This window comes from Pseudomonas sp. St316 (assembly GCF_018325905.1).
GTDB lineage: Bacteria > Pseudomonadota > Gammaproteobacteria > Pseudomonadales > Pseudomonadaceae > Aquipseudomonas.
Genome location: NZ_AP021901.1, coordinates 395,953 through 410,383 on the forward strand (window position 1 = coordinate 395,953; position 14,431 = coordinate 410,383).

At 62.1% G+C, this 14,431-nt stretch carries 12 protein-coding genes and 1 pseudogene; 4 read left to right on the top strand and 9 right to left on the bottom strand.

Annotation, left to right across the window (positions count from 1 at the left end; all coding sequences use genetic code 11):
- Nucleotides 1-43 precede the first annotated feature (43 nt).
- From tauD to KI237_RS01705, 7 genes are all read right to left on the bottom strand, one after another.
- Nucleotides 44-886, bottom strand: coding sequence for a taurine dioxygenase (tauD, locus tag KI237_RS01675; RefSeq protein WP_212798528.1), 843 nt, complete (start codon nucleotides 884-886; stop codon nucleotides 44-46).
- A gap of 50 nt (nucleotides 887-936) precedes the next feature.
- The gene (gene tauC / locus KI237_RS01680) at nucleotides 937-1,776 is read right to left on the bottom strand and encodes a taurine ABC transporter permease TauC (protein ID WP_212798529.1); all 840 of its coding nucleotides are present in this window, start codon (nucleotides 1,774-1,776) and stop codon (nucleotides 937-939) included.
- On the bottom strand, nucleotides 1,773-2,567 hold the full coding sequence (gene tauB / locus KI237_RS01685; protein WP_212798530.1) for a taurine ABC transporter ATP-binding subunit: 795 nt from the start codon (nucleotides 2,565-2,567) through the stop codon (nucleotides 1,773-1,775). Before tauB ends, tauC begins: the two co-directional genes overlap by 4 nt.
- A 21-nt stretch (nucleotides 2,568-2,588) precedes the next feature.
- Entirely contained in the window at nucleotides 2,589-3,566 is a 978-nt protein-coding gene (gene tauA / locus KI237_RS01690; RefSeq protein ID WP_212798531.1) for a taurine ABC transporter substrate-binding protein, read from the bottom strand.
- 247 nt (nucleotides 3,567-3,813) lie between these two features.
- The gene (gene gshA, locus KI237_RS01695; protein WP_212798532.1) at nucleotides 3,814-5,397 is read right to left on the bottom strand and encodes a glutamate--cysteine ligase; all 1,584 of its coding nucleotides are present in this window, start codon (nucleotides 5,395-5,397) and stop codon (nucleotides 3,814-3,816) included.
- Between the two features lie 270 nt (nucleotides 5,398-5,667).
- Nucleotides 5,668-6,051: a PaaI family thioesterase gene (locus tag KI237_RS01700; RefSeq protein WP_212798533.1), complete on the bottom strand. Its 384-nt coding sequence runs from the start codon at nucleotides 6,049-6,051 to the stop codon at nucleotides 5,668-5,670.
- Nucleotides 6,051-8,375, bottom strand: a complete 2,325-nt coding sequence (locus KI237_RS01705; protein WP_212798534.1) for a Tex family protein — start codon at nucleotides 8,373-8,375, stop codon at nucleotides 6,051-6,053. Before KI237_RS01705 ends, KI237_RS01700 begins: the two co-directional genes overlap by 1 nt.
- A 372-nt stretch (nucleotides 8,376-8,747) precedes the next feature.
- Between KI237_RS01705 and ompR the strand changes: the two genes are divergently transcribed.
- On the top strand, nucleotides 8,748-9,488 hold the full coding sequence (gene ompR / locus KI237_RS01710; protein ID WP_003196691.1) for an osmolarity response regulator transcription factor OmpR: 741 nt from the start codon (nucleotides 8,748-8,750) through the stop codon (nucleotides 9,486-9,488).
- Nucleotides 9,489-9,602: 114 nt separating this feature from the next.
- Nucleotides 9,603-10,915, top strand: a pseudogene (locus tag KI237_RS01715) (ATP-binding protein).
- Nucleotides 10,916-11,071: 156 nt separating this feature from the next.
- On the opposite strand, the gene rimK reads toward KI237_RS01715, so the two are convergent.
- Nucleotides 11,072-11,977 (bottom strand): 30S ribosomal protein S6--L-glutamate ligase, encoded by a 906-nt coding sequence (gene rimK, locus KI237_RS01720; protein WP_003196697.1) that lies wholly within the window; start codon nucleotides 11,975-11,977, stop codon nucleotides 11,072-11,074.
- Nucleotides 11,974-12,456 carry a retropepsin-like aspartic endopeptidase RimB gene (gene rimB / locus KI237_RS01725; RefSeq protein WP_018608792.1) on the bottom strand — a complete coding sequence of 161 codons (483 nt, stop codon included), beginning with the start codon at nucleotides 12,454-12,456 and terminating at the stop codon, nucleotides 11,974-11,976. Before rimB ends, rimK begins: the two co-directional genes overlap by 4 nt.
- A 236-nt stretch (nucleotides 12,457-12,692) precedes the next feature.
- Between rimB and KI237_RS01730 the strand changes: the two genes are divergently transcribed.
- Both KI237_RS01730 and hslO read left to right on the top strand, forming a co-directional pair.
- Complete coding sequence (locus KI237_RS01730) at nucleotides 12,693-13,097, top strand: RNA-binding S4 domain-containing protein (protein WP_212800534.1); 405 nt, start codon at nucleotides 12,693-12,695, stop codon at nucleotides 13,095-13,097.
- Between the two features lie 270 nt (nucleotides 13,098-13,367).
- Nucleotides 13,368-14,270, top strand: a complete 903-nt coding sequence (gene hslO / locus KI237_RS01735; protein WP_212798536.1) for an Hsp33 family molecular chaperone HslO — start codon at nucleotides 13,368-13,370, stop codon at nucleotides 14,268-14,270.
- Nucleotides 14,271-14,431 lie beyond the last annotated feature (161 nt).

Sequence of the window (14,431 nt, forward strand, 5' to 3'; positions counted from 1 at the left end):
AGTCCAGCGGGAGCAAGCTCCCTCGCCACGGGTGATGGGTTTGTTACCGAAAGAACGGCACATCCCCCAACACCGTCGCCCGGTGCATTACGCGCCGGGCCGGGCGGTAGTCATCCACGGCAAAATGCTGGGTGACGCGGTTGTCCCAGAACGCCACGTCGTTGACCTGCCAGCGCCAGCGCAGGGTGAACTCGGGGCGGGTGGCGTGGGCAAAGAGCAGTTTCAGGATGACCTCGCTTTCACTTTCCGACAGCTCGTTGATCCGTGTCGTGAAGCCTTCATTGACGAACAGCGAGCGTCGCCCGCTCACCGGATGAGTGCGGATTACCGGATGGGACAGCGGCGGGTTTTTCCGCCGAGCCTCTTCCCAGCGCGCCAGGTCTTCGGCGCTGTTGCCAAACCGTTCCAAGGGAAAGGATCGGGTGAAATCGTGGGTCGCTGTCAGGCCCTCCAGCAAGCGCTTCAACGGTGCCGACAAGGCTTCGTAAGCCGCGATGCCACTGGCCCACAACGTATCGCCGCCAAATGCCGGCAGCAGTTTGGCGCTGAGCACCGCGCCCATGGCGGGCGTTGGGAGAAAGGTCACGTCGGTGTGCCACACGGCGTTGTCACGGACGTCGGTGACGGCGGTGTCGAGCACCAATACTTCGGGCTGCTCCGGCACGTTGGGGTAGATGGGGTGAATGTGCAGGTCGCCAAAATACCCGGCGAAGCGTGCCTGCTGTGGCGGTTCGATCGGCTGGTCCCGGAAGAACAGCACCTGATAGTCGAGCAGCGCCTGCTCAAGGGTGTCGCGATCTGCCTGGCTCAGGGGCTGGCTGATAGCGATCCCATCGATCTGCGCGCCAAGGGCTGTGCTCAAAGGCGTAATGGTCGGGCGATTCATCGCAATGCTCTCGGTCTGGGGCGCCGAATGGTCGGCGTGGTCATTGGCTATCAATGGGCCTGGCCGTGCCACGGCACCAGCTTGCGTTGCAGGGCGCGCAGGCCCATTTCCATGGCGAAGGCGATCAGTGCGATCACCAGGATCCCCAGCACCACCACATCGGTCACCAGAAACTGTGCCGCTGACTGGACCATGAACCCAAGGCCGCTGGTGGCGGCGATCAGCTCGGCGGCCACCAGCGTCGACCAACCCACGCCCAGGCCAATGCGAATGCCGGTGAGGATGTCCGGCAAGGCACTGGGCACGATCACGTGGCGAATCAACTGGGCCCGCGTGGCGCCCAACGATTGCGCAGCGCGTAGCTTGGCCCGGTCGACAGTGCGCACACCGGTGGCGGTGGCAATGGCAATCGGGGCGAAGATCGCCAGGTAAATCAGCAGCACCTTCGACAACTCGCCGATGCCGCACCAGATCACGATCAACGGCAGGTACGCCAGCGGTGGAATTGGTCGGTAGAACTCGATCAACGGATCGAGCACGCCGCGAGCGATACGGTTGGCGCCAATGGCGATGCCCACCGGCACCGCCGTCAGCACCGCGAACAACAGGCCCAGGCCGATGCGTTCAAGGCTGGCGGCCAAATGTTGCCAGAGGGTCGAATCCATGTAGCCGCTGGTCGCCAGCAACCAACCTTTTTGCAGCACGGCGGCGGGCGAGGGCAGGAACAGCGGTTCGATCAGGTCACTGGCGGTGACGGCCCACCAAACCGCCAGCAGCGCGATCAGGGTCAAGCCGCTGATCCAGCGCGTACTCAGGCTTGGCCTTAAGCCGCCGGCCGGGTGCTTGCGCGTCGTTTCACTGATCACGGCTGGAATTTCGTAACTGCTCATGCGCGCTCCTGTGGCCGAGTGGCGCTGCGTTGGGAGAACACCTTGGCGAGCACATGCTCGCGGGTTTCGATAAAGCGCGGGTCGGATTTGATCGAGCGCGCCGATTCCCCGGCCCCGTAGCGCTGGCCGAAATCCAGGCTCAGGCGTTCGACGATCTGCCCTGGGTTCGGTGCCAACAGAATCAAGTCAGTGGCAAGGAATACGGCTTCTTCAATGTCATGGGTGATCAGAAACACCGGCTTGGCGGTGCGCTGCCAGACCTGCAGCAACAGTTCCTGCATCTGCTCGCGGGTAAAGGCGTCCAGGGCACCGAAAGGCTCGTCCATCAACAATACGCGCGGGTCGGCTGCCAGCGCTCGGGCCAGGCCGACGCGTTGTTTCTGGCCGCCGGAGAGCTGCCAGACACGGCGTTGCTCGAAACCGGCCAGGTCCACCAGGGTGAGCATTTCCCGGGCCCGGGCTTCGCGCTTTTGCTTGCCGACCCCAGCCAGTTCCAGGCCGAACCCAACGTTTGCCAGCACGTCCTGCCAAGGCAGCAGCGCATCGTCCTGGAACACCACGCCGCGTTCGGCGCTCGGTCCCTTGACCGGTACGCCGTCGAGGGTGATCTGCCCGGCGCTGGGTTCGACGAACCCGGCGATCAGGTTCAACAGCGATGTCTTGCCACTGCCGGATGGGCCGAGGGCAACCAGCAGTTGCTGGGGCCCCAGGGTCAGGGAAATGTCCGCCAGCACGGGGTCCGCCGCGCCGGGGTACTGTGCGCTGATGCGCTCCAGCTGTAGCAAGGCCATCGCGTGTCTCCCTTTTTCCGCTTAACGAGTGATGTACTTGGCGCTGACGTACGGCGCGTAGTCCGGCAGCACGGCTTCGACCTTGCCTTGCTCTTTCAAGAAGGCCGCCGTGTCGGTGATGGCTTGGGTGGTCGGTGCGCCGAGGCTCACGACCTGATCGGCCGCCAGGGGAAAGACGTTGCCTTGCAGCAATAGCGGGATGTCGCTGGCCTTGGCGCCGGAAAGCTTCACCAGTTTGTCGACGTTGGACGCATCGGCCAGCCAGGCTTGTGGGTCCTTGCGGTACTGGGCGTAGGCCTCCAGGGTCACTTTGGCGAAGGCTGTGACAATTTCAGGGTGCTTCTGGGCGAAGTCCTTGCGCACGATCCAGGCGTCGAAGGTCGGGGCGCCGAACTTGGCCAGCTCTGCGGAGGTGATCAGCACCTTGCCGTTTTCCTTGGCCACGCCCAGGGCCGGGTCCCAGACGTAGGTGGCGTCGATGTCGCCGCGCTTCCAAGCGGCGATGATGGCCGGTGGCGCCAGGTTGAGGATGGTGACTTTCGACGGGTCGATGTTCCAGTGCTTCAACGCGGCGAGCAGGCTGTAATGGCCGGTGGAGACGAACGGCACGGCGATCTTCTTGCCGATCAGGTCCTGCGGGGAGTTGATACCCGAACCGTCACGAACCACCAAGGCTTCGGCGGCGCCGATCTGGGTGGCGATGAGGAAGGTTTCCACCGGGACCTTGCGGGTGATGGCTGCGGTCAGCGGGCTGGAACCGAGGTAGCCGATCTGCACGTCGCCCGAGGCGATGGCGGTGATGACATCGGCGCCGTTGTCGAACTTGCGCCAATCGATCTTGGCTTGGGTGGCTTTTTCATAGGCGCCATCGGCCTGGGCGACTTTTGCCGGGTCGACGGTGGTCTGGTAGGCGACGGTCAGCTCGGCCGCCTGGGCAAAAAAGCTCGTTGCAGCCAGGGAGGCGGCCGCGAGAAAGCGAAGGGGGAAACTCAAAGACATGGGAAAGCTCCTCAACAGGCCGCCGGATGTTCGGCGTTGGAGGAGACTAAATGATCTAAGAACTCAGAAATAAATAACTTTTTCGCATGAGCTTATTTGCGAAAAAATCTATCGAAAGCGGCTCGGACCCCTTGTGGCGAGTGCGCTTGCTCCCGCTGGACTGCGCAGCAGGTCCCCTTTTACGGTGGCTGCGCAGCGGAGCGGGAGCAAGCGCACTCGCCACAAACGTGTCCTCGTCAAAAAGAGGTCAGTTGCTGATCGCCAGGATGCTCGCCTGATACGAACCCACGAACACGTCGAAATCTCCCACCTCGTTCTGCTCCAGTTCAGTTTGCTGAACCAGGGATTCACGGGCGGTTTCCTCGAAGGCCGTCTGCTCCTGGGCAGGCAAAGGTTCGGCGCGGAAGAACTCAGCGTGGACCTTGCTTTGGCGCAAGGAGAACTGGGCAAAGCTTTCCTGATGTTCGGCCATGGCGGCCAGCACCTGGGCGGAAGGCGTCAGGGAAGGGTCGCGGACTTTCGCCAATTGCGCATCCAACGCCTGGCGGTGGGCATCGCCACCATGGCTCTGGTCGAGCAGCGAGGCCAAGGGTGCGATTTTTTCCAGCAATTCGACGGCCCAGGCCTGCATGTCCACCGATTGACCCTGGCGCTGCAATTGCAGGCCCGGCTTGCGGCCTTCCTTGACCACGGTCAGGAAGTTGCTCGTGGCGTTGCCGCATTCGTTGTTTTCCAGCTGCGGGCTTTCGTTGAGGCCGCAATACAGCAGGAACGCATCGAGGAATCGCGACTCGGTGAGGTCGATGCCCATTGGCAGGAACGGGTTGATGTCCAGGCAACGCACTTCGACGTACTGGATACCCCGGGCCATCAAGGCCTGGATCGGCCGCTCGCCGGTGTAGGTCACGCGTTTGGGGCGGATGTTGGAGTAGTACTCGTTTTCGATCTGCAGGATGTTGGTGTTGAGCTGCACCCACTCGCCGTTCTGGTGGGTGCCGACTTCGACGTAGGGCGCATAGGGCGTCGCCACCGCTTTGCGCAGGCTGTCGGTGTAGCTCGCCAGGTCGTTGTAGCACGGCGTCAGGCCAGCCTGGGCGTTGCTCTGGTAACCCAGGTCGCTCATGCGCAGGCTGGTGGCGTAGGGCAGGTACAGGGTGTCCGGATCCAATTGTTCCAACTGGTGCGGACGACCTCGCAGGAAACCGGCGTCCAGGGCCGGCGAAGCACCGAACAGGTACATCAGCAACCAGCTGTAGCGGCGGAAGTTACGGATCAGCGCGATGTAGGCCGAAGACTGGAAGTCACGGTCGCTCACATCGACGGCTTCGTTCTGGCGCAGCAGCGGCCAGAGTTTTTCCGGCAGGGAAAAGTTGTAGTGGATCCCGGCAATGCATTGCATGGTCTTGCCGTAGCGCAGGGCCAGGCCTTTGCGGTAGACGTACTTGAGCCGACCGATATTAGACGTGCCGTAATACGCAATCGGGATGTCCTCTTCCGCCGGCAACGGGCACGGCATCGAGGGGCTCCACAAGTATTCGTCGCCGAGTTTGCTGTAGGCGAACCGGTGGATCTTGTCGAGGCTGCGCAGGGTATCGGCCGGGTCGGCCAGGGCCGGGGTGATGAACTCCAGCAGCGACTCGGAATAGTCGGTGGTGATCTGCTCGTTGGTCAGCGCCGAACCCAGGGCCTCGGGATGCGGGGTCTGCGCCAGGAGGCCGTCGCCGGTGACGCGCAGGCATTCACGCTCGATGCCGTGCAGGCATTGTTCGAGCAGGGAGAGGTTGGCGCGCTCGCCGAGCAGGGCCAGGCGGCGGTTTAAAAGGTCGCTCAAGTTGAATTCCTTCACGCGTCAGTCGCCCCAATATGGGGGTGGGCAAGACGGTCTACAAGGGTGAAGTTAAAACTGGCGTTTTCGCCTGGTTTTTGTGCGGCCAAAGGCCAGTCGCCGCCATTCTCTGTGGGAGCGAGCTTGCTCGCGATAGCGGTGGATCAGTAACGTTGATCTCGACTGATCTTCCGCTATCGCGAGCAAGCTCGCTCCCACCGGAAAGCCCGACACTGCATTCGTGCGTCGAAATTAACCCAAATCGATGACAGGGAGCTATAGGACAGCGAACGTGCCTTGCGCTTTTGCGACCAGTTTGTCGCCTTGCATCACCTCGGCCTCGACCACCAGGGTGCGCCGGCCCGGGTGGATGACCCGGGCGGTGCACAACACGTCGCCGTCGGACACGGCGCGAATGTAGTTGATCTTGCATTCGATGGTCGCGCTCTGCTGGTCAAAGCCATGGACACTGGAGCAGGCCAGTCCCATGGCGATGTCCACCAGGCTGAACAGCGCGCCGCCATGCAGCTTGCCGCCGCGATTGCGCAGCGGCGGCTCAAGGCCCAGGGCGACTTGCGCCACCCCGTCCCCAAGGCTGTGCAGACGGCAGCCGAGCAGCTTGAAAAACGCGCTCTCCACCAACCCGGCTGGCATGTCCATCAGCGTTTCTTCAACTGCTTGGCGTTGGCGAACAACGAGGCCATGGCGTTGTTCGTCGGGGCCGCGGTGGCGGTTTCCTTGCGCGGCGCGGTGTTTTGCGACTGGCGTGGCGTCGAGCCCGGACGCGCACCACGGGCGCCGTCGACTTTTTCGCCCGGCGTGTCGCTCATGCGCATCGACAGGCCGACGCGTTTGCGCGGGATGTCGACTTCCATGACCTTCACTTTCACCACATCACCGGCTTTCACCGCTTCGCGCGGGTCCTTGATGAACTTCTCGGACAAGGCGGAGATATGCACCAGGCCGTCCTGGTGCACGCCGATGTCGACGAAGGCACCGAAGTTGGTGACGTTGGTCACCACGCCTTCGAGGATCATGCCCGGCTGCAGGTCCTTGAGGTCTTCGACGCCGTCCTGGAACTCCGCGGTCTTGAACTCAGGGCGCGGGTCACGGCCTGGTTTCTCCAGTTCCTGGAGGATGTCGGTCACGGTCGGCAGGCCGAAGGTTTCGTCGGTGAACTTCTTCGGATCCAGGCGCTTGAGGAACCCGGCGTCACCGATCAGCGAACGGATATCGCGGTCGGTCTGGGCGGCGATGCGTTGCACCAGCGGGTAGGCCTCGGGGTGGACGGCCGAGGAGTCCAGCGGGTTGTCGCCGTTCATGACCCGCAGGAAACCGGCGGCCTGCTCAAAGGTTTTTTCACCCAGGCGCGGGACTTTCTTCAACGCGGCGCGGGTCTTGAACGCGCCGTGTTCGTCACGGTGGGTGACGATGTTCTGCGCCAGGGTGGCGTTCAGACCGGAGATACGCGCCAACAGCGCCACCGAAGCGGTGTTCACGTCCACGCCCACGGCGTTCACGCAATCTTCCACCACGGCATCCAGCCCACGGGCCAGCTTCAACTGGGAAACGTCGTGCTGGTACTGGCCGACACCGATGGATTTCGGGTCGATCTTCACCAGTTCCGCCAGTGGATCCTGCAGGCGACGGGCGATGGACACGGCGCCACGGATCGACACGTCCAGGTCGGGGAATTCCTTGGAGGCCAGTTCCGATGCCGAATAAACGGAAGCGCCGGCCTCGGAGACCATGACCTTGGTCATCTTCATGGCTGGGTATTTCTTGATCAGCTCGGCGGCCAGCTTGTCGGTCTCGCGACTGGCGGTGCCGTTGCCGATGGCGATCAGGTCCACCGAATGCTTGGCGCACAGGGCGGCGAGCACGGCGAGGGTCTGGTCCCACTTGTTGTGCGGCACGTGCGGGTAGACCGTGGCGTGGTCCAGCAGCTTGCCGGTGGAATCCACCACCGCCACCTTGCAACCGGTGCGCAGGCCCGGGTCCAGGCCCAGGGTGGCACGTGGGCCGGCCGGTGCGGCCAACAGCAGGTCGTGCAGGTTGTGGGCGAAGACGTTGATCGCCTCGGTTTCTGCGTTATCGCGCAACTCGCCCAGCAAGTCGGTTTCCAGGTGGGTGTAGAGCTTGACCTTCCAGGTCCAGCGCACCACCTCGGCCAACCATTTGTCGGCGGCGCGATTCTGGTTCTGGATGCCGAACTGCTGGCCGATCATCCCTTCGCACGGGTGCATGGTGCCGGGCAATTCTTCACCGACCTTCAGGGCGGAACTGAGAATGCCTTCGTTGCGACCACGGAAAATCGCCAGTGCGCGGTGGGACGGCATGCTCTTGAGCGGTTCGTCGTGTTCGAAGTAGTCGCGGAACTTCGCGCCTTCCTCTTCCTTGCCGGCGATCACCCGGGCGCTGAGGGTGGCTTCCTGCTTGAGGTAGCTACGCAGTTTTTCCAGCAGGTTGGCGTCTTCGGCGAAGCGCTCCATGAGGATGTACTTGGCGCCTTCCAGCGCCGCTTTTACGTCCGCCACGCCTTTTTCGGCATCGACGAAGCGTGCGGCTTCGGCTTCCGGGGCCAGGGTCGGGTCGTTGAACAAGCCGTCGGCCAGCTCGCCGAGGCCGGCTTCCAGGGCGATCTGGCCCTTGGTGCGGCGTTTTTGCTTGTAGGGCAGGTACAAGTCTTCGAGGCGGGTCTTGGTGTCGGCCAGCTTGATGTCGCGCTCAAGTTGCGGGGTCAGCTTGCCCTGCTCCTGGATGCTGGCCAGGATGCTGATGCGCCGTTCGTCGAGTTCTCGCAGGTAGCGCAGGCGCTCTTCCAGATGACGCAGCTGAATGTCATCGAGGCTGCCGGTCACTTCCTTCCGGTAACGGGCGATGAAAGGCACCGTGGAGCCTTCATCGAGTAGCGCGACGGCCGCTTCGACCTGTTGCGGGCGTACGCCGAGTTCCTCGGCGATGCGGCTGTTGATGCTGTCCATAAAACCACCTGACAAATTGTGAAATCAGGCTCGCCACCGCAGAAGCAGGGCTCGGCGAGACTGGTTGAGCGGCCTGGCACGCGCCGCTGCCTGGGTCAAAAGGCTGCCTGTTGACCCGCGAAATTCAAAAAGTGCTGCCTGGCCAAGGGGAAAAAAATGGCACGCCGCCTGGTCCATGAACTGAGTCACGATCCGGCATCCCTGGCACAAAGGGCGGCGCATTATAACCAGCGTTCCGTCCTGAGGGGGGGACATGGTCTGTAGGCTTGATACCCGGATTTGTGGTCATAGAGGAAAAATCTGCTAACAATGCACACGGTGCGTATAACGGCAGCTAGGCCATAATGCGCGCCGAGATCAAAGGAGCTTCCTATGAGCAGCACTGCACAAACTGCTGAAGGCGAAAAAATTCTTATTGTTGACGACGATCCGGGGCTGAGCAGCTTGCTGGAACGCTTTTTCGTCAGCAAGGGCTACCGCGCCCGCACCGTACCGAACACCGAGCAAATGGATCGACTGCTGGCCCGTGAAGTTTTCAACCTGGTGGTGCTCGACCTGATGCTGCCCGGTGAAGACGGCCTGACAGCCTGCCGCCGCCTGCGCGGCGCCAACAATCAGATCCCGATCATCATGCTCACCGCCAAGGGCGACGAGCTGAGCCGTATCAAGGGCCTGGAGCTGGGCGCCGACGATTACCTGGCCAAGCCGTTCAACCCCGACGAGCTGATGGCCCGCGTCAAGGCGGTGCTGCGTCGTCAGTCGGCGCCGGTACCTGGCGCGCCGGGCAGCGAAGATGAAAGCGTCACCTTCGGCGACTATGAGCTGTCCCTGGCCACTCGTGAGCTCAAGCGCGGCGATGAGGTCCACATGCTCACCACGGGTGAGTTTGCCGTGCTCAAGGCCCTGGTGATGAACGCCCGCCAGCCGCTGACCCGCGACAAACTGATGAACCTGGCCCGTGGTCGTGAATGGGATGCGCTGGAGCGCTCCATTGACGTGCAGATTTCCCGTCTGCGCCGGATGATCGAACCCGATCCTTCCAAGCCGCGGTATATCCAGACCGTCTGGGGCGTGGGTTATGTGTTCGTACCGGATGGCGCCGCCAGCAAGTGATCGGCGATTTGTAGGAGCGGGTGGCCTGGCCGGTTGAAATGTCTTCTTCCAGGCGACTCGCGGTCTGTCAGTGTGCGAGCATCGCTCGCTCCTGCAAGTGTGTAGCGGTTATTCATGAAAACCCCCGTTTGGTTCCCCAGAGTTTCTTCTCCCGCACCCTCTGGCTGGTGCTGATCGTCGTGCTCTTCTCCAAGGCACTGACGCTGGTGTACCTGCTGATGAACGAAGACGTTCTGGTGGATCGGCAGTACAGTCACGGCGTTGCCTTGACCCTGCGGGCCTATTGGGCGGCGGACGAAACCAACCGCGCGAAAATTGCCGAGGCGGCGACGCTGATCCGCGTTGTCGGTGCCGGCGTGCCGGAGGGCGAGCAGCACTGGCCCTACAGCGAGATCTATCAACGCCAGATGCAGGCCGAACTGGGCGCCGATACCGAGGTGCGATTGCGCATGCACTCGCCGCCGGCGCTGTGGGTGCGGGCCCCGAGCCTGGGGGATGGCTGGCTGAAAGTGCCGTTGTACCCGCATCCGCTGCGTGGCCAGAAAATCTGGAACGTGCTCGGCTGGTTCCTGGCCATCGGCCTGCTGTCGACGGCGTCGGCGTGGATCTTCGTCAGCCAGCTCAACCAACCGTTGAAGCGCCTGGTCTACGCTGCCCGCCAACTGGGCCAGGGGCGCAGCGTGCGGCTGCCCATCAGCGATACGCCCAGCGAAATGACCGAGGTCTACCGTGCCTTCAACCAGATGGCCGAGGATGTCGAACAGGCCGGGCGCGAGCGTGAGTTGATGCTCGCTGGCGTCTCCCATGACCTGCGCACGCCGCTGACCCGGCTACGGTTGTCGCTGGAATTGATGGGCGAGCACACCGACCTGACTGACGATATGGTCCGCGACATCGAGGACATGGACGCGATTCTCGACCAGTTCCTGGCGTTCATTCGCGACGGTCGTGACGAGTCTGTGGAAGAGGTGGACCTCAGTGAACTGGTGCGGGAGGTGGCCGCGCCCTATAACCAGAACGATGAGAAAGTGCACCTGCGCCTGGAGCCGATACAGCCGTTCCCGTTGCGTCGCGTGTCGATGAAGCGTTTGCTGAACAACCTGATCGGCAATGCGCTGAACCACGCTGGCACCGGCGTCGAAGTCGCGGCCTATGTCTCCGGTGATACCAGTGCGCCTTACGTGGTGCTGAGTGTCATGGACCGTGGCGCCGGCATCGATCCCTCTGAGCTGGAAGCCATTTTCAACCCGTTCACTCGCGGTGATCGCGCCCGGGGTGGGAAGGGCACGGGGCTGGGCCTGGCCATCGTCAAGCGCATCGCCTCGATGCACGGCGGCAACGTCGAGCTGCGTAACCGCGTCGGTGGTGGGCTGGAAGCTCGGGTGCGGTTGCCATTGGGCTTGATGCTGCCGCGGGATGCGGTGTAGCGGTCTCTCTCAAGATAAGACAGAGAACTTTGCTTTCTGGGAGCCGAGCTTGCTCGCGATGGCGGTGGATCAGTAAAGTTGATCTTGACTGACACACCGCCATCGCGAGCAAGCTCGGCTCCCACAAAGGCTAGCTCCCATATGGGGTGGTCTGAGTTAGCCCTTGCCTTTGGTCCGGGTCATGTTCGGCCCGCCATTCTTTTCCAGGTGCTCGATGATGATCCCCGCCACGTTCTTGCTGGTGGTGGTCTCGATTCCTTCCAGGCCTGGCGAGGAATTCACCTCCATCACCAGTGGCCCGTGATTGGAGCGCAGGATGTCCACGCCCGCCACGGCCAGGCCCATGACTTTTGCCGCGCGCAGGGCGGTCATGCGCTCTTCCGGGGTGATCTTGATCAGGCTGGCGCTCCCGCCGCGATGCAGGTTGGAGCGGAACTCCCCGGGCTTGGCCTGGCGCTTCATCGAGGCAATCACTTTGTCGCCGACCACGAAGCAGCGAATGTCCGCGCCACCGGCTTCCTTGATGTACTCCTGGACCATGATGTTCTGCTTCAGGCCCATGAACGCCTCGATCACCGATTCCGCTGCCGTTGCGGTTTCACACAAGACCACGCCGATGCCCTGGGTGCCTTCCAGCACCTTGATCACCAGCGGTGCGCCGTTGACCATCGCAATCAGGTCGGGAATGTCGTCGGGGGAGTGGGCAAAACCGGTGACCGGCAGGCCGATCCCGCGCCGTGACAGCAACTGCAGCGAGCGCAGCTTGTCCCGGGAGCGGGCAATGGCCACCGACTCGTTGAGGGGAAACACCCCCATCATTTCGAACTGGCGCAACACGGCGCAGCCATAGAACGTCACCGATGCGCCGATGCGCGGGATCACCGCATCGAACCCTTCCAGCGGCTTGCCACGGTAATGGATCTGCGGCTTGTGGCTGGCAATGTTCATGTAGGCGCGCAGGGTATCGATCACCACCATTTCATGGCCTCGTTCGGTCCCGGCTTCAACCAGGCGACGAGTGGAATACAGACGCGGATTACGCGACAGCACAGCGATCTTCATGCAACACCTGTGGCAGAGGTAGTGGACACCGGGAATGCCGGCTTGTCTTGAACATATTTGGTACCTGGATTGACCACCAGTTGGCCGTCGATCAAGGCTTTGGAACCGAGTAAAAGGCGATATCGCATGGATTTGCGGCAGGCAAGGGTGAACTCGACCCGCCAGACCCGGTCACCCAGCGCCAGCGTGGTGCTGATCACGTAGCGGACCTGAGCGTGGCCGTTGGAACTCTTTATGGTCTTGCGGGCCACCAGTGGCGCTTCGCAGCGGCGATGGCGCAACTGCACCACCGTGCCGAGGTGCGCCGTGAAGCGCACCCACTTTTCGCCATCGCGCTCGAACGGCTCGATGTCGGTGGCATGCAGGCTGGAGGTGCTGGCGCCGGTGTCGATTTTTGCCCGCAGGCCCACGACTCCCAGATCCGGGAGCGCCACCCACTCGCGCAGACCGACAACGGTCAAATGGTCAAAAGTCTTCAATAAAAAAACCTGCGATCAGTACATCGGATCGTGGACTCCGCGAATCGCGGTATTCACGCAGAATAATCACAAAATGGCGACAGTTATCTACGCACTTGTTTGTGCTTGTAACCGATTCCGAGCCAAGCCATGGGTGTGGAGACGGTTTGGCGGGCATTCTATCTGTCGGGCCGGATTCGTGCGCTCGACAAAAACGGTAGTACAGTTCCGGCTATTGGCAGAAAAGAGGAATGGCAGTGGCACAAAAAAAGGAAGAGGACGACAAGGTCCGTCTCGATAAATGGTTGTGGGCGGCGCGATTCTACAAGACGCGGGCCCTGGCCAAGACCGCCATCGAAAGCGGCAAGGTTCATCACCGGGGAGAACGTTGCAAGCCGGGCAAGGAACCACGCGTTGGCGATGAATTTGTCATCCGCACCGGCTTCGATGAAAAGACCGTGGTGGTCGAAGCCTTGTCGATCGTGCGTCGCGGTGCGCCTGAAGCGCAGGCGCTGTATCGCGAAACCGAAGCCAGCATCGCCAAGCGTGAAACCGCCGCCGCGCAACGCAAGGCCGGCGCCCTGGGGGTCAGCACCGACGGCAAGCCGAGCAAGAAACAGCGCCGGGACCTGTTCAAGTTTCGTGGTGGCAATAGCGAATAGACATGCAGGCTGGCGATTGTGGCGAGGGGATTTATCTCCGCTGGGCTGCGCAGCGGCCCCCAAATAAACACGCGACAGATCTGACGCGGCGTGCAAAGTTCAGGGCCTGCTGCGCAGTCCAGCGGGGATAAATCCCCTCGCCACAGGTTCTCGGGAAGATAGGCGGTGCATCTCCTTCCCGTCAGGCCAGCCCAAGCCTTGCTTGGAACCCACCCTGAATGCCCATAAAATGCCTGCCATCATTTGTCATCACCTCAGATACCAGACCCTATGACTGATTTACCGGATACCGACTACACCCAACGTTTCATCTTCGATGACAGCGACGCCCGTGGCGAGCTGGTGGCGTTGGAGCGTAGCTACGCCGAAGTCCTCGCCAAACACGCCTATCCGGAGCCGGTCGCACAGCTGCTCGGCGAGCTGATGGCGGCTGCGGCGTTGTTGGTGGGCACCTTGAAGTTCGATGGCTTGCTGATTCTCCAGGCGCGCTCCGAAGGTCCGGTGCCGCTGCTGATGATCGAGTGCTCCAGCGAACGTGAGATCCGTGGCCTGGCCCGTTATCACGCCGAGCAGATCGCGCCCGACGCGACCCTGGCCGACATGATGCCCAATGGCGTACTGGCCCTGACGGTCGATCCGACCCAGGGCAAGCGCTACCAGGGCATCGTCGATCTCGATGGCGCGACCCTGGCCGAATGCTTCACCAATTACTTCGTCATGTCCCAGCAGACCAATACCCGTTTCTGGCTCTACGCCGACGGGCGGCGTGCGCGCGGTTTGCTGCTGCAACAACTGCCCGCCGATCGCCTGCGCGACCCGGAGGAGCGTGACGCCAGTTGGCAGCACATCACCGCTCTGGCCAGCACCTTGAGCGCCGATGAGCTGCTGAGCCTGGACAACGAAACCGTGCTGCATCGCCTCTATCACGAGGAGCAGGTACGTTTGTTCGACGGACAGCCGTTGCGCTTCCAATGCAGTTGCTCTCGTGAACGTTCCGGCAATGCGCTGGTCAGTCTGGGTCTGGAAGATGCGCAGCAACTGGTGATCGAGCATGGCGGCGCCATCGAGGTCGATTGCCAGTTTTGCAACGAGCGCTACCTGTTCGATGCGGCGGACATCGCCCAATTGTTCGCCGGTGCGGGTGTCGACACACCGTCAGATACTCGTCACTAAAACGGTTCAGCGCAGGTAAATCTCCTGGCAAACGCCGGATTTACGCCGTACTGACGGGAGGGCCCTACTCTTTTTGGGGTTTTCTGGCATAATCCGGCCCACTTTTTTCGGGTAGTAGTGCGCGACTTCCTACTACAAAACGTTTGGAGCACTCGGCCACG